Genomic DNA, 20,238 nt, shown 5'->3' with positions numbered 1-20,238 from the left:
CAATTTTTTGATCACATCCTTATAGAAATATTGGAAGATGAAATGCTAAAAAATAGATGTGTCTACCAAAATCAATACCATCAGGGACATTGTACAGACTTGGAAAGATTACAATTGGTAAATGAGTAGGGGTAAAAAGAGGCTACTTATCTCCTCCGGTAAGTGATTATGTAACGTCAAAAACTCAAGGCCGTCACTTCAGTAGAGTACAAAACAATATCTTTGTATCACGTGATATACTATTCATGATTTCTCAGATATCGGTAAGTATCTGTACGCAATATTAACCATTGCTTATATGCTTTTTCCCCGCTAAAACCAGCTTGTCAGCAAAAATCCCCTTTTTCTAAAGCTTTCTTTTCCCACTATTATTGCCTTTGCTTAGGAAAACAACGAAAAAAACCCCTATCCAAAATGGATAAGGGTTTTTTATATTATGCACTTACTTTTCCAAGGCCCATTTCCTGACCAATGTTCAGGATGTGGTCGCCAATTCGTTCAAAATCCGTAAGCATTTCAGAATAAAGGATGCATGCTTCATCGGAGCATTTGCCTTCCTGCATCCGTTTTGTTTGGTTGGTGCGATAGGATTCTGTCATATCATCCATCTGCTGTTCCAAATCTGCAATCCGTTGCACTTCTTCTGGAGCGTTCTTTTTCAAGTTTTCCAGGCAATCCAGTGCTTCAATACTGACTTTTTTCATCTCAGCCATTTCAGAGAGTTCTTCTGGGGAAAAATGGATTTTTTTATCATGGATCATCTTGGTGTATTCGCAAATGTTCATTGCGTGGTCTCCAATGCGTTCCAGGTTTCCACATACCTTAAATAATGCGCTGATATACTGGGAATCCCTTGGATTACTTTCCTCTACCATGATTTTAGAGATGTATTTGGAGATCTCTTTGTTCAAATAGTCAATGTAATCTTCCCGTTCCTGTACTTTCTCCACCAGTTTTAAATCCCTTTGCTGAACAGCGTCAAAACCGTTATCTACATTATGTTTTACCATCTCCATCATACGGCGGAGTTCCTGTTTAATATTGGTAAGAGCAATAGCGGATAACCCAATTTGATGTTCCCCTCTGGCAACAACAGGACGGATAAATTCCAAATGCATTACGTCATCATGTTCTTCTTGTTTGTCTGGCAAGATTTTGGTTGCCAGTTTTGCCAAATAGGTACCAAATGGTAATAACAGAATGGTGGTAACAATATTAAAGATGGTGTGCATATTTGCGATTTGTGCAGCCACATTGTCCGGTGTAAGGCTTTCCACCCAAGAAGTAAGTGGGGTAGCAATACAGACAATCGTAAAAATAGTAGTACCAATTAAGTTAAACAGTAAGTGGATGATGGTTGTGCGTTTTGCGCTGCGGTTGGTACCAATGGAGGCGAGTACAGCTGTAATACAGGTACCAATATTTTGTCCAAACAATACAAACACCGCATTTGGCAAGCCGATTAAGCCGCTTACTGCCAAAGCCTGTAAAATACCAACCGAAGCAGAAGAGGATTGGATAATCGCGGTAAAAATCATACCAGCCAAAATACCCAAAACAGGGTTGGAGAATTTGGTCATTAAAGAAATAAACGCATCCGATTCCCGCAGTGGCATCATAGCGGAACTCATCATTTCCATACCAATAAATAGGGTACCTAGTCCTGCCACAATTAAACCATAATAATGTACCTTTTGTTTTTTAATAAATACAATCAAAGCAACGCCGACAAAAGCGAATAATGGTGCAATTGCTCCAATGTCCAACGCAATCAGCTGGCCAGTGATGGTAGTACCAATATTGGCACCCATAATAATCCAGACAGCCTGACTTAATGTCATCATACCCGAGTTTACAAATCCCACTACCATTACTGTAGTAGCGGAAGAAGATTGAATCACAGCAGTAATACCCGCCCCAACAAGAACGCCTAAAAATCTGTTTGATGTCAGCTTCTCCAGGATTTTTTTCATTTTGTTGCCGGCTGCTGCTTCCAAACCATTGCTCATCATTTGCATTCCGTATAGGAAGAGTGCCAATCCTCCAAGAAGACTAAAAATATCGGTAATCTTCATGTTTTCCTCCGTCATTTTACAAACTTTTTATTTTGTCTATATTATTTATACCGAAAATTTAAAGTAATCGCAATATATTATACAAAGATTTAACCTGATTTTACATAGATTTTACATTAGAGTAGAATTTGAGAGCGATAACGTAAATTTTTTATGTAAAATTATGGTGTAAATTTTACATAAATAGGTGGTTATTTTTACGGTTTCCTGTAGAAAGACAAGTCATTTTACATAGATTTAACTAAAATTGCGGGATAGCACCCGATTTTCTTCCCAATGAATTGGAATAATACAATTTTTGATTGACGAGAAATTTTTCCAATGGTATAATAATAGTATTCAATGATATGTCGAAATACCGCAAAAAAAGGAGGAATTTTTATGAAGAATAGGAAAATATTCAAGCGTGTCCTGGCAGCGCTTGTCAGTTCCGCTATTGTTTTTTCCGCTACAGGGGTAACCGCTGCGGCGCAAGGGCTGGTGGAGCTGCAACATGTCATCGCATCCGCCATTCAAACCCAAAGTGATTTCTAAATTTCTAACGGCGTCTTGGTGAAGTATACAGGAACTGATAAAGATGTAGTGGTTCCCGATGGCGTTACTAAAATTGGAGATTTTTGTTTTGCAGGAAATAATTCTATAGTAAATGTAACGATTCCTAATAGTGTTATTAGTATTGGAGATGGTTCTTTTTCTCTTTGCTCTTCATTAAAGCATATATCTATTCCACCTAGTGTGATAAATATAGGAAGAGAAACCTTTAGACAATGTGATCAATTGTCATCTATTGAATTGCCAGATAGTGTAAAACAAATTGGATCAGGTATTTTTAGTTATTGTTCCAATTTATCTGAAGTAAAACTTTCCAATAGTCTTACCCTTATTCCTTGGAATGCTTTTGCTTATAGTGGATTAACTTCAATTGAAATGCCAGACAGTATAGTTGTAATTGAAGAATATGCATTTGAAAGTTGTGATAACTTATTCTCTATAGTTATGTCTGATAATATAACTACAATTGGAATGCATGCTTTTAGCGGATGTTCTTTTGAATCAATATCACTGCCCAAAAAGTTAACTAACATACAATCTGGTTCTTTTTCTTATTGTAATAATTTAAAATCTATAGATATACCAAGTAATGTTAAATCGATAGGTAGTGGTGCCTTTGTTAATTGTTCTAATTTAGTATATGTAGATATTCCATCTACTATTGAAAAAATTGAATTGCAAGCGTTTACAAATACACCATGGGGAATTGAAAATCCATATATTATTTTGAATACAGTTTTATTTGGAACAGGTAATGCATCTGGCGATATTAATATTCCTAATGGAATTACTAAAATTTCTAGTTATGCTTTTGGAGAATGCAAAAATATAACTTCAATTTCAATTCCTGATACTGTTAAAATTTTGGGGGAATATGCCTTTTTTGGATGTTCCAGTTTGGAATATATTAATTTACCATGTAATTTAAAAAAGATTGGTGATTGTGCGTTTAAAAACTGTATATCTTTATCGTCCATTGAATTTCCACAAGGTTTAGAAACAATTGGAAATTCTGCATTTGAAAAATGTTATAGGTTAAAATCTGTGTCATTATCAGAAAGTATTCTTACTATTGAACCAAATGCTTTTCGTGAATGCTATGGATTAACGTTTTTTACTATACCTAATAGTATTCAATCTATTAATGGTGTATTTTATGGTTGTAATAATTTAAAGACTGTTAAATTTAATGGAAATACGATAATTGGAGAAAATGAATTTAAAGAATGTAGTAATTTATCAACTATTTATGGATTATCTGGTAGTCCAGCAGAAAAACTCGCAATAGAAAGAGGCATTGATTTTATTTCTATTGACCTGCCATATAATGATGTTTCTGTAAATGATTGGTGTTACGATGCTGTAAGGTTTACCTATGACCGTGGCATAATGACAGGGTTTAACGAGACCACTTTTGGACCAAATGAAAGTATGGCCCGTGACCATCTGGTAACCATCTTGTACCGTTTGGAAGGGGAACCAGCTATAAGTTATGAGCCTATATTTTCAGATGTACCAGATAATGCTTATTTTACGAATGCGGTATTGTGGGCAAAACAAGTTGGGATAACAACAGGCTACCAGGATACAAATGAATTTGGGGTAGGGGTATTGATTACCAGAGAACAGTTTGTAACCATGTTATACCGATACGCCCAGTATAAAGGATTGGACACCAGCCAAAAAACATCGATTGGCAATTATGAAGACGGAAATCAGGTAAGTACATTCTCCAAAGAAGCAATGGAATGGGCACTGGGCTGCGGTATCATCAAAGGGCAAAACAACCAGCCAGTCATTGACCCACAAGGGCAAACAGGAAGAGCGGCCGGAGCAACGATGATTATGAGATTTATGGAATACTATAGCCTATAATTTTTAAAAACAGTCTCTGACAATATAGCATAAAAATAGCATCCTTTTTTGGGATGCTATTTTTATTATATCCGGCAGTTTCCAAAAGTAGTATCCTTATTTAGAACAGGTCAAAATATCTATCAAAAAACCATAGAGCAAAATGCAATTAGAAATTTATAGCAACTATTCGGGATAGAAGTTGGAAAAATAAGACAAAGTTGTTGTATTATAACCATTCATGTTGTATAATATGGATAAAATCAGGACAAGGGGGAGCTAGAATGTATATTAACAAAATGGAAAATAAAGGTCCGACCTATTTAGCGGAAGGGGATATCTATGTTCATTTGGACAGTATGAAAATCGAGGAATTGGAAAAGATTATTCAGAACATTAAAAAGGAACTTTCCGCCGTTCCGGAGAAAGAGGCCAAAACAATTGTGGAAACAGTGGATACTGTTCATACGGAACTGATGAAGCCCAAGCCAAGATGGGAAATCCTCAAAAAATGTGTGGAAGGTTTAGGGTGCGCCGTTGCTATTACAGATAAAATTCCTACATTAGTAGAGAATATCAAAAATTTAATTGGAATTGTTTCTTCTTGCCTATCATAGGAGGTTTATATGGGACAGGACGGAATCCGGATTGAGGAGATGAAAAACCAGGGGCCAACCTACCTTTCGGAATACAATATCCATCTTCATCCCAACGGGGAAAAACAATACAGTATCCTCTGCTCAGCCATCCCGCTGAAAGAAGGGTTTGTTGGCAGGGAACAGGAGTTGGAAACACTGGAACAAAAATTCCAGGAAGGCAGGACGGTATTTCTTTGGGGGATAGGCGGCATCGGGAAAAGTGAGCTCGCCAAACAATATGCCACCCGGTGGAACGGTAGTGTAGTATGGGCAAATTACGCTTCCAGTTTGCGGGATGTTGTTCTAGGGATAACTTTGGGAGGTTTTTCTATTCCAGCGAAAGCGAAAGCGGAAGAATTAGAACAGTATTATTTGCAAAAAAAGGCCGTGATAAAACAATTGTGTGCCCAGCAAAGGGTTTTACTCATCGTGGATAATTTCAATGAAACAGAATCCGATGAGATGGAAGATCTGGAATCAATGGGATGGTATCTGTTGTTTACTACCCGGAATGATTGGAGTCAGTATGGGAAACAGCAGGTTAAGGTGATGCCATTGGAATCGGAACAGGCTAGGGAGGTGTTTTTTCATTCTTACGGAAGCACGGATTTTACAGAGGATGAACTTGCCCAACTGGATGAATTGATTCAGCTGGTGGATCGACACACCATGACGGTGGAGCTTCTGGCAAAACAGATACGGGAGGAAGAAATCCCCCTGGCGGAAATGCTGGAGGAACTAAGGGAAAAACTCAAAGATCATCAGGATACCGTGATCCCCTTGAATAAGGACGGAAAGCAATCCCAAAAAAGTATGTACCAACATTTACGCGCTATTTTTGATATTAGCAGGGAGAAACTGTCGGAGGATCAAATTTATCTGTTAAGGAATTTATTGTTGGTTCCTTACACTGGTGTGGACGGGAAGCAGTTCCTAAAATGGTGTGGGATGGAATCAACCAAACTACCCCAACTGAAACAGTTGGTAGCCCGTGGATGGGTACGGAACGAAAACACCCACTATTCCCTCCATCCTGTGATGGCAGATATTCTAGAGAATGACCTAACCCCCAACATCAAGGACTGCTGGTGTTATCTGGAAGCAATTTTCGATTATCTAGGTTCCTACTGCGATACCTGCCAGCAAAGACAGGAGATTTCCCAGTTTGGAGACGCTGTAGCGAAACGGATTGAAGGAGATGACGTGGCATATGCTAATTTTTTCCTCAAGTACGCTGAATTGCTTCGCCAAGGAGCCAACTTTCCAAAAGCGTTGGAATATGATCAGAAAGCGCTTAACATTTTTCTCCAAACAGTTGGAAAAGAGGATGTGTATACTGCATCTGTTTACAATAGTATGGGGCTAGTATACTGCGATTGTGGCAAATATATGGACGCTTTGGCGTATTACCAAAAATCCTTGCAAATTGTCCGGAACACCTTAGGAGAAGAGTGCTTGCAGGTTGCTACAGAGTATGAAAATATTGGTATGGTATACCAATACCTGTGCCAGTATGATGTTGCACTGGAATATTACAATAAAGCACTGAATATTCATCAGAAAAAAATAAAAGAAGAGCTGCGGCTGTATTCCATTTATGGAAATATTGGATTGCTTTATTTTGAAAAAGGGGATTATGCCGCAGCATTGGAATATTATCAGAAGGCGATTGCTTTGGACGAAAAATATTCCAAGGGGCATACAGCAGCATCGGTATACAATAATATGGGTTCGATTTATGTTATCTTTGGGGATAATGAAACCGCTTTAGAATATTATACGAAAGCGTTGCAAATCAACCAGAAGATACTGGGGGAAGAACATCCAGAAACCGCAGCCTGTTACCATAACATTGGAGGTGTCTATAGCAGGCAACAAAAATTAGGACTAGCATTAGAATATTATCAAAAAGGGCTAGCAATCAACCGCAGGGTTTTTGGGGAACAGCATCCCAATATTATTGTCAATTATCTGAATATTGGAATGGTACACCATCGAAAAGGAGAATATACTACAGCATTGGAGTATTACCAAAAGGCGTTGGAAATCGACCAAAATCTTACAGAAGGATTTCATAAATCCACCGCAACGATCTATAACAATATTGGTGGAGCCTATTATGGTATGGGAGATTATCCAAATGCGGTGAGGTATTTTCAAACAGCACTGGAAATAGAGCTGGAATTGTTGGGGGAAAACCATCCCAATATTGTCACCTACTATAACAATATTGCTCAAATGTACCAGGATTGGAAACGATATCCAAAGGCGTTGGAATATTATCAGAAAGCGCTAAAAGTAACCCAGAACCTGTATGGAGAACAGGATACTAACGTGTCCATGGTGTATAACGCAATCGCCTATTTATATAGTTGCCAGAAAAATTATGCCAAAGCGTTGGAGTGTTATCAAAAATGCCTGCAAATCGAACAAGGGCAGACAAAAGAAAATATTCAGGCAATCACAACCCTTTTCCATAATATTGGTCATCTTTACAGCCTCCAAAAGGAATATTCAAATGCGCTGGAAGCTTACCAAAACTCTTTACGTGCCAGCCAGAAGGCTTTTGGGGAAGAATCTATGGAGGTAGCAGAGGAATATATCTTAATTGGGGATTTATATGAAATCCAATGTTTGTATGATAAAGCGATTGGCTTTTACCCAAAAGCCTTACGGATTCATCAACATATCCTTGGAGAACTGCATCCGGAAATCGCTGTGGATTACAATGAAATTGGCCATGCCTACTTTATGCAAAGGAAGCTTTGTAAAGCATTGGATTATCTGGAACGCTCCTTTTTCATCCTCAGGGATACGCTGGGGGAATCCGATCCACAAACCCTTTCTTGTTTGCGTAACCTGCTCTTTTTAAAACAGCAGATAGAACAGCCATTTCAATAAATTTGGTATTAGCATTTCCAAATCAAAAGTTTTGGCGTTCCCTTGGCAATTGTACAGCAGCTATGTTATTCTATAGGAAAAAGGCTATTTAGTAAATGTATCAATTATATTCCTTTCTCGGTAAGCTAAAGATAAACGGTATGTAGAGAAAAGATCCTACGAATAGAAACCGAAACATATTATTATTTTAGGAATACGAAAAATAGTTCTCTCTATAGGAGAAACCAAGGAATACCTACTGCAATCCTCTTACATATTATAAGAACCCTCTACTTTTTTGGTAGAGGGTTCTATTGCGTATTTTTATTATATTAATAAATGGTAGAAGTTTTTGGATAAGTCCATTTCGCAGTTTAATGTGGTAGTTTTTAAAAATAAAACTTCAAATAAAATTTTGTAATAAAATAGGACAACCAGTAAAACGCAATGAATATGCACGCATATATCAAACCGGTGTTCCAAAAAGTATCTATAAATCCATATGTGTACGCACTTCCTATGGATAGAATAGAAAATGTAAAACCGTTGATCAGAAAGAACAGCAGGCTTAACGCTAAAAACCGCAAGCAGGGGATATTATATTTTTTTATTGCCCGGTATCCCAGTAGTAACCCAAAAACTGGTTGAAACAAAAAAACAGTTGGAAAATAGACCACGCAAAGCCAAAAATATCCCCACTCAATATCATTCACTACAAAATATCTTGCAATCATAGTAACCGCAACAAAGGCGTCATAAATCAAAAATTCTCGTATTGCTTTTCGCATAGCGATTTTCCCTCCAAATACAAAAAATATTAAACGATATAATTATAACAAATTGATTAAAAAACTAAAAAATAATTTAAAAACGGGTCAAAATATCAATTTTACAGTTTGTCAAATGGAATTTTCTAAAGGATTGTATACAAACAGTCAACATAAAAAGACTGAATTCATAGGTTGGTCCATATTTTTTATTTTGATTACTTTTTTGGTAGGGACATTGGATCTATTTCCCTTATGATCGGGAATAAAATAAAAAATTCCAAAAATAGACGATAATCCCCTTGTTTAGACAGAAAAATTCATAAAATTGTGTTATAATGGAAACAATATCTAACATTTACAATAAGTCAATTCGGTAAAGGAGAATTTTAAGATGTATCAGGCAAGGTTCCGGCTACAGGATGGAAAACAGCAGCCGTTACGGGAGCATATTTTAGGGGTTGCCAGTCTGTCAGAATCATTCGGGGCAAAATTAAACCTTTCTCAAACCATGCGCCTGGCGGGTTTGCTCCATGATATGGGCAAATACGACCAGCAGTTCCAGGATTTTATCGAAGGGGAACGGCAGCGGGCAGTGCAAAACCCAAAGCAGTACCTTTCCCAGAAACGGAAATCCGATTTTGACCATGGGGTATATGGGGCAAAATATTTTTTCCAAACCTTTTATCCGGGAAAAAGCCGGCGTGGCGCCATCGTGGAAATCATCGCCATGGCGTGCTGCTACCACCATGGCGGATTAAAAGATTGTGTGGATGTCTGTAATCAATCCCCTCTTTTGGAGCGGTTCGAAAAACTAGACCAACACAGGATAGAACAGGCATACCAACGGTTTTCCCAGGAAATCCAAGAAGATCTTACCAAACTGTTCCACCAAGCGTTAGAAGAACTGGTTCCTATTATCGAAGGGGTTACAAAAATGAAAGATGGGGTGTTCTGTTACCACCTGCTGATCAAAACCATCTACAGCATACTGATTGACGCCGACCGGATGGACAGCATGTGCTTTGAGGAAAACAGGGGGATCTCCCCTGTAATAGAACGGGAACAGCAATTCCCAGCATGGGAGGAATACCAAGGTAGGTTTGAGGTTTATCTGTCCCAACTCAGCCAGAAATCATCTGCGGAACCCAAAACAGAGCAGGTAAACCGGATTCGGCAAGCAATCTCGGATGAATGTTTTCTTGCGTCCAATAGAGGGACGGGTATCTACCGTCTTACTGTTCCAACAGGGGGAGGGAAAACCCTTTCCAGTATGCGGTTTGCCCTGAACCATAACCGGCTAAATCAAAAACAGCGGATTGTCTATGTCATTCCATATACTTCAATCATCGAGCAAAACGCTGAACAAATTCGGAAAGCTCTGGGCTACCAGTGCGATTTGCTGGAGCACCATTCCAACCTGTTGGAGGATAACCAGCAGGAGGATTATAAACTGCTTACCGAACGTTGGGAGAGCGATATCATTTTTACGACTATGGTGCAGTTTTTAAACACCTTCTACCATCGAGGTACTCAGGACATGCGCCGTCTCCACCATCTGATGAATGCCACCATTATTTTTGATGAAATCCAAACCCTTCCTGCCAAATGTATGGATTTGTTCACAAGCGCAGCCAATTTTCTGCGCCAGGTAGGGAATTCTACCCTAGTACTTTGTACTGCTACCCAGCCTTATACGAATCTTCTGGGGCATCCCATGATAAAAGAATCGGAAGATGCTGAAATTGTGAAGAATGTCAGCCGCAATTTTGAGCAGCTCAAGCGAGTACAGGTGGTCTATAAGCCAAAGAAATATGACTTGGAACAATTTCAGCAGTTCCTCTTGGAGAGAAAACGCGAGGTAAAAAGCCTATTGGCAGTGGTGAATAAGGTGGATACCGCAGCTGCTGTTTGGGAAATGCTGTGCCAATCTCCCGAACTGGAAGGGATAAATCTGTTTTATTTGAGTACCCGCTTGTGTCAGGCACATAGAGGCAAGGTGTTGAAGGAACTAAAGCAGGCGCTAAAAGATGGGGAGGACTTAATCTGCGTCAGCACTTCGCTCATTGAAGCTGGGGTGGATATCAGCTTTGAAGCAGCGGTCCGCAGCTTAACCCGTCTGGATTCGGTTGCCCAGACAGCGGGTAGGGTCAACCGTAATGGGGAACAGGAACTGGGTTATTGCTATGCGGTAAAATTGCAGGAAGGCTCTTACAATAACATGCCGGAATATCCAATTGGAATCGACCATGCGGATAGCGTGCTGCGGATGACCTCAGACGGTTTATCTCCATCCTCTATTAAGGAGTTTTTTCAGCTTTATTATCAGGATGAGCGGATTTCCAAACAGTTTTCCTACCCTTTGAATGGATCTGTATCCATTTATGAATTACTACAAAATAAAATCAGAAAAAGCCCATTATTTACTACAGTAAAATTCCAATCGGCAGCGCAACCCTTTGAGGTGATTGGAAACGATACCATCCCAGTGATTGTCCCTTATGGGGAGGGGTTACAACTCATAGAAAAACTGGAGCAGCTTAACGAGTTTTCACCTATGGAGGAAAAGAAAAGATTACTTTCCCAATTGCGGAAATATTCGGTCAATCTGTACCGATACCAGTTCCAGACGTTACAGAATGATATCACCCAAAATCAGGTGACAGGGGCATACCTGATGGGGTCCCTCCATTATGACGCTTGCCTGGGGGTAACCCTGAAAGATGATCTGGCGCTGTTTTAAGAGAAAAAAGAAAAGCTTTGCAACAGACAAGGATAGCGTCCTCACCTGTTACAAAGCAGTTCTTTCGTTAAAGATAGTATAAGATTTTCAATCCACGCAAATTGCGACGCTTTTAGTATACCATAAAAATGTACAAGAAGAAAGCTGTTTTTTTATGAAAAATTTCCCTTTACAAAATAAGTGAAAAATAGTATAAGAAAAGTTAGAAAGGAGGAACAGCAATGAAACCAAATCAGGTCACTTTTAAGGTTTCTGGTAGATTCGCCTTATTCACCGACCCCATGACCAAAATTGGTGGGGAAAAATCCACCTTGATGATTCCCACTGCTGAGGCGTTAAAAGGGATTGTGTCATCGGTGTACTGGAAGCCGTCTATTTTATGGATAATCGATGAAGCAACGGTTTTAAACCCCATCCGTACCGAGCGGAAGGGCATTCGCCCCATCAAATACTACGGCGGCAACGATTTGGCGTATTACACGTACTTATCAAATGTGTCCTACATTGTCAAGGCGCATTTTGAGTTCAACCTATATCGTCCCGATTTAAAACAGGACTGGAACGAGCATAAACACTACTGGGTTGCGAAACGCTGCATCGAAAAAGGAGGCAGGCGGGATGTCTTTTTAGGGGCGCGGGAATGCCAGGCATACGTGGAACCAGTTACAGGGGAGGAACAGAGCTGTTACAGCGATTTGGAGCAGATGGACTTTGGGCTGATGTTCCACTCGTTTGTTTACCCTGACCAGAACGGTACCAACCAATTGGAGGCGTTGTTCTGGTATCCTAAAATGGAGCGGGGCGTGATTCGCTACTGTAAACAGGAGGATTGTGTCCAACGGATTCCAGTGAGGGAGATGAAACCGAAACGGTTTGATTCTTCCAACTTTTCCGGTTTGCAGGAGCCTGGGCTTCTGGAGGGTTACCAGGAAGGGGGTGGCGCCCAATGAGTTACATGATGACGTTGTACCGTACCTATGAAAGGCTGGAAAAAGACCCCGCTAATTTCACCCAAAGAGGGCTGCTTAAGGTGGGATTCTCCACCCAACAGGCGCATGTGGATGTCAAGCTGGGCAAGGAGGGGCAGTTTATCTCTGCAACCCCTGTGGAAAAAGATCAAGCGGATACGGTGATACCGGTAACTGAATATTCCGCCAACCGGACATCCAAACCATGCCCCCATCCTTTATTCGATAAACTAAAGTACATAGCGGGGGATTATCCCCGGTTCTGCAAAGAGGATAACGCCGAAGCCTATCAGGCGTATATGGAACAATTACAAGCATGGTGTGAATCTTCGTACAGCAACCCAAAGGTCAAAGCGGTTTACCAGTATCTGAACCAGAAAACATTGATTCACGATTTGGTGGAACAGGGTATTTTTTCGGTGGATGAAAACGGAAGGTTGACAAAGAAATGGGAAAACCAGCCTAATTTAAAACTGCCGGTGGGCAACCAATCCGATGCCTTTGTACGGTTTTCGGTGATTGGGATTGATTCTGTCCCCGCGTTGTGGCAGGATGGAAAACTGCAAGACCAATATACAAACTACTACTTGAGCCAGGAGGGCAGCAAAAAACTCTGTTATGTCACAGGAAATCATGTAAGGGCCTGCACCATCCATCCGTCTAAAATCAGAAATTCCGGTGATAAGGCAAAATTGATTTCTGCCAATGATACCACCAATTTTACTTTCCGTGGACGGTTTGAAACAGCGGAACAAGCGTATACCATATCCTATGAGGCGTCCCAAAAAGCCCATAACGCCTTAAAATGGCTGATTCAGAACCAGAAGCAAGTTGCCAGAATTGGTGACCGTGTATTCGTTCTGTGGGGAGTGGATGGGGAAGAACTCCCCGACCCCATGGCGGATACATTCCAGTTCTGCTTTGAGGAGCAGAGTGTGGAAATTAATACTGAACAGGAGTTTGCCCAACAGTTTAAAATGGCGATTACAGGTTATCACGCTGAAATCAGGAAGGACAGCCAGCTGGTGCTGTTGGGGTTGGATGCTGCTACTACCGGAAGGATGGCGGTGGTTTTCAACCGAGAGTACAATGGACTGCAAGGAAACGAACTGATTGACAACATAGAGCGATGGCACAAAACCTGCGCCTGGAATATCCGTTATTACAACGAGATAAAAAAACAAGAATACCATTTTGGTGCGCCGTCCCCAGTGAATCTGGCAAAAGCGGCGTTTGGGGTGAGCAGGGGCAACTATCTGGAAGTGGGAAGTAATAAGCTGTTAGCAGATACTGTGCAGCGGATTCTGCCCTGTATCTGTGATGGGGCGAAAATTCCACGGGATATTGTAAAAGCTGCTGTCAACAAGGCGAAATTCCCACAAAACTATGGCTATGGGTCCTTATGGGAACAAGTTGCTTTTGCGGCATGCGCCTTATATAACCGTTATTTATATGATTACGATAAGGACAATCCGTTGATTTATAGAATGGAGGAATTTGTTATGGGAGAAAATGGTGTTTTTAATTGTGTAAAAGAAACTGATGATATTGAATACAATTGCGGAAGATTTGTGGCACTTGCTGATGCTATTGAAAATCAGGTGCTGTGGGGAAAAAATAAGCCGGATGACAACGAATCTTATAAAGAAGTTCGCCCTACCAATGCGAGAAGGCTTCTTACGCGGTTTTGCCAGAGCCCTTACGACACGTTAACAGTACTTTACAATAAGGTGAATGTTTACATTATGCAATCCAAGGGGATAAAACTCTGCGATTTATGCGATTTATTAGACGAAATGGTCAGTAGAATTGATACGAAAGAACTGAAAAAGAAACGAAATTTGGGGGCGGCATTTTTATCTGGTTTTTGCAGCCAAAGGATACAAATTATCAAAGAACGGCAAATAAAAAAATCACAGAAGATGGAGGAAGAATAAAATGGGTGTATTACAAAATAAAATTGATTTTGAGGCAATTATTACAGTAAATAACGCAAACTGCAACGGCGATCCCCTCAACGGAAATATGCCAAGAATCACTGATGAAGGGTTTGGGGAGATTTCGGATGTCTGCATCAAACGGAAAATCAGAAACCGCCTGATGGATATGGGGGAATCCATCTTTGTCCAGTCCGATGACAAAAATGTGGATGGTTATGACAGCCTGAAAGAGCGGGCGGATAAAAACCCCGCCTTTGGCACAGAACTGAAAAAAGGGAAAAAAGCCAATGCGCAAGTAGCCTATCAAGCCGCTTGCCAAGAGTGGATGGATGTACGCAGCTTTGGACAAGTATTCGCTTTTAAGGGGGAAGAACTTTCCCTCGGAATAAGGGGGCCGGTTTCCCTCCATCCAGCATTTAGCGTGGATCCAATCAATATCACCACTATCAAAATCACCAAAAGCGTCAACAGTGAGGATACCAAAGGAGGGAAAGCATCAGACACCATGGGGGATAAGCACCGGGTTGATTTTGGTGTATACCTCTTAAAAGGGAGCATCAACGTCCAGCTTGCAGAAAAAACCGGATTTACCCAGGAGGACGCGGAAAAAATCAAAGAAGCTATCCGCACCCTTTTTGTCAACGATAGTTCCTCCGCACGTCCGGAAGGCAGTATGGAGATTCATAAGCTCTACTGGTGGGAACACAACTGCAAAATTGGCCAGTATTCCACCAAAAAGGTTCACGATAGCCTTTGCGTTGCCAAAAAAGAAGGGGTTCTTACCCCAAAAAGCATAGAGGACTACCAGATTACCCTCACCCCGCTGGAAGGGTTAACAGTAGAAGAATATGACGGAATATAAAGAGGAAGATTTCTTGATGCTCTCTGGGATACAGCACTTTGTGTTTTGCAAGCGGCAGTGGGCGTTGATTGAAATCGAAGAGCAGTGGGCGGATAACCTGCGAACCATAGAGGGGAACATTCTGCACCAGAGAGCCCATGAGGGACCAACTTTGGAGAGCAGGGGACAACTGCTCATTTCCCGGGAGATGCGGGTGTTTTCCGCAAAATTAGGAATCAGCGGGATTTGCGATGTAGTGGAGTTCCACCGCTGCACCCAGCAGGAAGGGATCTCCCTGTTCCAAAAAGAAGGATTTTACCGGGTTGTTCCGGTGGAGTACAAAAAAGGGGAACCCAAAATCAGCGATGCGGACAGGCTCCAGCTTGTGGCGCAAGCAGTTTGCCTGGAAGAGATGCTGTGTACCGATATCCCATATGGATATCTGTATTATGGTGCCACACGGCACCGGGAAAAGGTGGAGATTACCCAGGAGTTTCGTCAAAAACTGGAGAATGTATGCGCCCAGATGCACGATTTGTTTCAACGGCGACATACGCCAATGGTCAAACGAACAAAAGCCTGCAACGCCTGTTCCTTAAAGGAAATTTGCCTGCCAAAATTGTTAAAACGCCCTTCTGTCCATGATTATATCAGGAGGCAAACCGGGGAGGAGGAGCCATGAGAAAATTATTAAACACCCTTTACGTAGTTTCCCCCGAGCGATATCTGGCGTTGGAAGGGGAAACCGTACTGGTACTGGAACAGGGGAAAACGGTTGCCAGAGTTCCTCTGCACAACTTGGAGGGGATAGTTACATTTGGGTACACCGGTGCCAGTCCCGCCTTGATGGGAGCATGTGTCAAACACAATATTTCCCTCTGTTTTATGAGCCAGCATGGCAGGTTCTTAGCTAGTGTTGCCGGGGAAATGAAAGGCAATGTGGTGCTGCGCAAACAGCAGTACCGGATTTCGGATGACGAAACCCAGTCAGTAAGGATCGCTAGGAATATGATTGTGGGAAAACTCCATAACAGCAGATGGATTTTAGAGCGTGCCACCAGGGATCATCCCTTACAGGTAGATGTAGAAGAATTGAAAAAGGTCAGTTCCAACCTTGCGGGTTCTATCAATCAGTTAATGGAAAGTAGCTCGTTGGACGAAATCAGGGGAATTGAGGGAAATGCTGCCAGTCAGTACTTTTCGATGATCGACCAGTTGATTTTGCGGAACAAGCAGGATTTTTTCTTTCGTGAACGGAACCGCCGTCCCCCCTTGGACAATATGAATGCCATGCTTTCCTTTTTGTATACCCTTCTTGCCAATGATTGTACCTCCGCTCTATCCTCAGTCGGATTGGACCCTTACGTAGGTTTCCTCCACTGCGAACGGCCAGGTCGGGCTTCCTTGGCAATGGATTTCATGGAAGAACTGCGAGCCCCGTTTGTTGACCGTTTTGTCATTGGATTGGTGAACCGGAACATGGTAAAGCCCACTGATTTTATCCAAAAGGAAAATGGGGCTGTGTTGATGACGGATTCTGGTCGGAATACTATCATAAAGGCATGGCAGCAAAAGAAAAAAGAGGTGATCAAGCATCCATTTTTGGAGGAAAAGATAGAATGGGGGCTAATCCCTTATGCCCAAAGCCTGCTGCTTGCCAGATATATCCGAGGTGAGCTGGATGAATACCCAGTATTTTTGTGGAAGTAGAGGAAAGCAATGTTGGTTTTAATCACCTATGATGTGAACACCGAAACAGAAGCGGGTAAAAAGCGCCTGCGTAAGGTGGCAAAAGAATGTGAAAATTATGGCCAGCGGGTGCAGAACTCTGTATTTGAATGTATCATGGACGCAGCCAAAAGCCGTGAAGTAAAAGAAAAGCTCCTCCGTCATATTGACGAGAAAAAGGACAGCATCCGCTTCTATTATTTAGGAGAACAGTACCAGAAAAAAGTGGAGCATTACGGGGTGAAAGATAGCCTGGAACTGGAAGGGGAGCTCTTAATTTAAGCTTGTGGGTTGGTGCGAACCATAAGCTCTCATAAAAACCCCATGTATTCGCACCAAAAAATGCGGAATATGGCAAAAATACATCCTAATTAAGCGATGTAATTTTGATGTTATCAGAACATTGCCGCAATATCTAGGTTGTAGTTTCTCATTATTGCCATATTTTGCGGTCGCTGCCCACACGGGCAGCGTGGATTGAAATAGAATTGAATAAAATAATATGGAGTGAAAAGCAGTCGCTGCCCACACGGGCAGCGTGGATTGAAATATTTGTACCGCTATACTGTTGCATGGCAAGAAGTCGCTGCCCACACGGGCAGCGTGGATTGAAATATTCCATGCTGGATGGCAAAAAACCAGCGGCAGGTCGCTGCCCACACGGGCAGCGTGGATTGAAATAATGGCATATCAAGCATGAGGCATGATGATTTTGGTCGCTGCCCACACGGGCAGCGTGGATTGAAATTGTATGGACTATGACGGGCAGGAAACCGTAGAGGTCGCTGCCCACACGGGCAGCGTGGATTGAAATCCAACTGAACCTTTTTGTTTTCCAATTCGTCCAACGTCGCTGCCCACACGGGCAGCGTGGATTGAAATCCTAACATTATCTTTAATACAATGAGGTTTAAAGTCGCTGCCCACACGGGCAGCGTGGATTGAAATGATATAATAGTAATATCGTCAAAAAGATAAAACCCGTCGCTGCCCACACGGGCAGCGTGGATTGAAATAGCAATGCGTGTTTGCAGTCTAAACATGTGTACCGTCGCTGCCCACACGGGCAGCGTGGATTGAAATATTTTGTGTCCCTAGTGGCATAACCGTTGGGACAAAGTCGCTGCCCACACGGGCAGCGTGGATTGAAATACACAAAGTCAAGTTAATAGGAGGTTTTTACTATGCGTCGCTGCCCACACGGGCAGCGTGGATTGAAATTGTTCCTCGATTTTCATCTTATGTAGGTCTGTTATTTTGTGGTTGCCGTATAAGGAATGCGGATTAAAAGGACAAGCCGATAAGCGAGCTGGAGTTTTATTATATCCTTCTTAAAATAAAAAACACGGTATCCATTTGTTGGAAACCGTGTTTTTTATGCCCGTTTTCTATGTTCTGCCAGCAAAGAAATCAACAGATAAATTCCAAATGCCAACAGGGTGAAATTCAAATAATACGCTAAATATCCTCCAAAAATAAGCAACAATAGGCAGAATCCCCAGGAGCATATCTGAACGGACCGATAGGCAAGGTGGAACGGGAAGATACATTGGAACAGCAATTCCAATAATTTCCCTCCATCCAGGGATTTTACTGGGAGCAGGTTAAAACAGCCAATCAGTAAATGAATACTGGCAAACAGATTTTGTTGCACTGCCAGATGGAGGAAGGATACCAGAAAATTCACCCCGCTGCCCGCCAGAAGAATCACTGCTTCCTGCCAAGTTTTTAGCTGTTCCATTCTCTGGCCTTGCATGCGGATTCCGCCTAATTCAAACGAGATCAAACGGGGAGTCTGGTGAAAACAGAAAAACGCCACCATATGGCCGCATTCATGGATGCAGGAAGCAATCAGTGCCCATACAGGTATCCCAGTCTGGTCAGTCAACAAAATCACAGTAAGCACAGCAAAAAACAAAAAGTTCAGCCGTATCTCAATTCCAAACAGCTTAAACCGCAGCATAAGTATTTTCAGAAAAACTATCCAATGGATTCACCCAAATCCCGTCTTTTTGCATGGCAAAATGCAGGTGAGCCCCTGTAGAATCACCAGTGGAGCCAACTAGTGCAATCTTTTTGCCTTGCTTTACTTTGTCACCTTCGGATACCAGCAGTTTTTTGCAGTGGGCGTACCAGGTGGTAAAACCATGGTCGTTCTGTATGGTAAGGTAGTTTCCATAACTGTCCGAATAGCTGGCAGTTTCCACCGTTCCCCCAATAGCTGCTTTGATTTTTGTCCCTTCGTCCGCTGCGATGTCAATCCCTTTGTGAAAATCCGCCTCCCCATTTAGGGGATATGCCCGGAATCCATAGCCGGAAGTGAGTTTGCCTTCTACAGGGGGAGTGAGTTGCTCAGGGTAAGTCACGGTTTGTAGGGTAGCGTCTGTCGGGGTGGAAACGGCGGTTTCCGAAACTGGTGTTTGTTCCCCTCCAGCTGCTTCCTGGGAAGATTCTGCTGGCTGTGAGCTTTCTTCTCCAGAAGAAGTTCCCTCCGAACTGGTGGAATCTTGGGAGGAAGCCTCTTTCTCCCGTTGGATGGGCTTCATCTTGTCCATAATTGAACCGAATGTCTGTTGTACCTGCCCCATGGTTTCACTCCAGTGGATGTCCGCCTGGAAAGCGGATTGATACTCGGCAACAATTGCCTGGTATCCATCCGCAAAAAACAGTTTGCAAAATAATATGATGATGGCCGCTAAAATACAAATCGCCAACTGCATGGACAATACTCCAAACCCAGATTTTTCCTTTTTGGATTCCTGGGGCGGTTCCCAAGGCAGTAGATTGTTCAAGTCATCCTCAGATTCCGGCGGGAGAGGGGATTCTTCCAGCAAAGTTTGGTTCCATGGTTGTTCCATCAAATATCACCTCCATACCCGATTATATGTACCCCACCGTTGGAATAGAAGCTGTCACACAAAAATTGGTTTTTGCGTATGATAATACAAACAGAGGGAAACGGCGGTGAATCCAAAATGAGGAGAAGGAAGCGGAGGGATTGTTCCTGCACAATTATCATTGGCCTGGGAATTCTTCTATTATTTTTGACGATTACCCCGTTACGGAGCCTGTTGGTATTGGCGGCGTTTGCCCTAATTATTTCCGGCGTTATCCTGTGTGTTAGAAAGTGAGGAATTTTTTATGAAAGTAGTTGTAGTAAAAAGCCCAAAACTCCTTGCCCCATTCTTGCGGTTTCTCTTTAAGATTAAAAAGGAAACTACATAAAAATGAGGCATAAAATCCTCTCATTCT

General features: G+C 41.9%; 16 protein-coding genes and 1 CRISPR repeat array. Of the genes, 13 read left to right on the top strand and 3 right to left on the bottom strand.

Annotated elements, in window-relative coordinates:
• Positions 1-434: 434 nt before the first annotated feature.
• On the bottom strand, positions 435-2,075 hold the full coding sequence (locus H8Z77_RS04450) for a Na/Pi cotransporter family protein (protein ID WP_069988984.1): 1,641 nt from the start codon (positions 2,073-2,075) through the stop codon (positions 435-437).
• A 381-nt stretch (positions 2,076-2,456) separates the two neighbouring features.
• On the opposite strand from H8Z77_RS04450, the gene H8Z77_RS04445 reads away from it, so the two are divergent.
• From H8Z77_RS04445 to cas2, 11 genes are all read left to right on the top strand, one after another.
• Positions 2,457-2,609 carry a hypothetical protein gene (locus tag H8Z77_RS04445; RefSeq protein ID WP_186996304.1) on the top strand — a complete coding sequence of 51 codons (153 nt, stop codon included), beginning with the start codon at positions 2,457-2,459 and terminating at the stop codon, positions 2,607-2,609.
• Positions 2,610-2,627: 18 nt separating this feature from the next.
• On the top strand, positions 2,628-4,502 hold the full coding sequence (locus H8Z77_RS04440; protein ID WP_186996303.1) for a leucine-rich repeat protein: 1,875 nt from the start codon (positions 2,628-2,630) through the stop codon (positions 4,500-4,502).
• Positions 4,503-4,765: 263 nt separating this feature from the next.
• Complete coding sequence (locus tag H8Z77_RS04435; RefSeq protein WP_069988982.1) at positions 4,766-5,098, top strand: hypothetical protein; 333 nt, start codon at positions 4,766-4,768, stop codon at positions 5,096-5,098.
• Positions 5,099-5,107: 9 nt separating this feature from the next.
• The gene (locus H8Z77_RS04430; protein ID WP_186996302.1) at positions 5,108-8,020 is read left to right on the top strand and encodes a tetratricopeptide repeat protein; all 2,913 of its coding nucleotides are present in this window, start codon (positions 5,108-5,110) and stop codon (positions 8,018-8,020) included.
• Between the two features lie 1,140 nt (positions 8,021-9,160).
• On the top strand, positions 9,161-11,509 hold the full coding sequence (gene cas3, locus H8Z77_RS04425; protein WP_186996301.1) for a CRISPR-associated helicase Cas3': 2,349 nt from the start codon (positions 9,161-9,163) through the stop codon (positions 11,507-11,509).
• A 221-nt stretch (positions 11,510-11,730) separates the two neighbouring features.
• On the top strand, positions 11,731-12,459 hold the full coding sequence (gene cas5c / locus H8Z77_RS04420; protein WP_186996300.1) for a type I-C CRISPR-associated protein Cas5c: 729 nt from the start codon (positions 11,731-11,733) through the stop codon (positions 12,457-12,459).
• The gene (gene cas8c / locus H8Z77_RS04415) at positions 12,456-14,414 is read left to right on the top strand and encodes a type I-C CRISPR-associated protein Cas8c/Csd1 (protein ID WP_186996299.1); all 1,959 of its coding nucleotides are present in this window, start codon (positions 12,456-12,458) and stop codon (positions 14,412-14,414) included. Before cas5c ends, cas8c begins: the two co-directional genes overlap by 4 nt.
• Position 14,415: 1 nt before the next feature.
• Positions 14,416-15,279 (top strand): type I-C CRISPR-associated protein Cas7/Csd2, encoded by an 864-nt coding sequence (cas7c, locus tag H8Z77_RS04410; protein WP_186996298.1) that lies wholly within the window; start codon positions 14,416-14,418, stop codon positions 15,277-15,279.
• On the top strand, positions 15,266-15,940 hold the full coding sequence (cas4, locus tag H8Z77_RS04405; RefSeq protein WP_186996297.1) for a CRISPR-associated protein Cas4: 675 nt from the start codon (positions 15,266-15,268) through the stop codon (positions 15,938-15,940). Before cas7c ends, cas4 begins: the two co-directional genes overlap by 14 nt.
• A complete protein-coding gene (gene cas1c / locus H8Z77_RS04400) occupies positions 15,937-16,968 on the top strand; it encodes a type I-C CRISPR-associated endonuclease Cas1c (protein WP_186996296.1) in 1,032 nt (343 codons plus the stop codon). Before cas4 ends, cas1c begins: the two co-directional genes overlap by 4 nt.
• Positions 16,969-16,977: 9 nt before the next feature.
• Positions 16,978-17,268 carry a CRISPR-associated endonuclease Cas2 gene (gene cas2, locus H8Z77_RS04395; RefSeq protein ID WP_186996295.1) on the top strand — a complete coding sequence of 97 codons (291 nt, stop codon included), beginning with the start codon at positions 16,978-16,980 and terminating at the stop codon, positions 17,266-17,268.
• Between the two features lie 169 nt (positions 17,269-17,437).
• Positions 17,438-18,207: direct repeats of the CRISPR family, unit length 33 nt; unit sequence GTCGCTGCCCACACGGGCAGCGTGGATTGAAAT.
• 154 nt (positions 18,208-18,361) lie between these two features.
• Here cas2 and H8Z77_RS04390 read toward each other — a convergent pair.
• Positions 18,362-18,949, bottom strand: a complete 588-nt coding sequence (locus tag H8Z77_RS04390) for a site-2 protease family protein (RefSeq protein WP_186996294.1) — start codon at positions 18,947-18,949, stop codon at positions 18,362-18,364.
• Positions 18,936-19,844 (bottom strand): M23 family metallopeptidase, encoded by a 909-nt coding sequence (locus H8Z77_RS04385; RefSeq protein ID WP_186996293.1) that lies wholly within the window; start codon positions 19,842-19,844, stop codon positions 18,936-18,938. Before H8Z77_RS04385 ends, H8Z77_RS04390 begins: the two co-directional genes overlap by 14 nt.
• A 78-nt stretch (positions 19,845-19,922) precedes the next feature.
• Here H8Z77_RS04385 and H8Z77_RS04380 point away from each other — a divergent pair, with 78 nt between their 5' ends.
• Positions 19,923-20,117: a hypothetical protein gene (locus tag H8Z77_RS04380; RefSeq protein ID WP_186997144.1), complete on the top strand. Its 195-nt coding sequence runs from the start codon at positions 19,923-19,925 to the stop codon at positions 20,115-20,117.
• A gap of 10 nt (positions 20,118-20,127) precedes the next feature.
• A complete protein-coding gene (gene spoVM, locus H8Z77_RS11675) occupies positions 20,128-20,211 on the top strand; it encodes a stage V sporulation protein SpoVM (RefSeq protein WP_366472167.1) in 84 nt (27 codons plus the stop codon).
• Positions 20,212-20,238 lie beyond the last annotated feature (27 nt).

The organism is Clostridium facile (assembly GCF_014297275.1).
GTDB lineage: Bacteria > Bacillota > Clostridia > Oscillospirales > Ruminococcaceae > Massilioclostridium > Massilioclostridium facile.
Note: the sequence above shows the minus strand (reverse complement) of the source record. Positions and strands in the feature narration are given on the sequence as shown.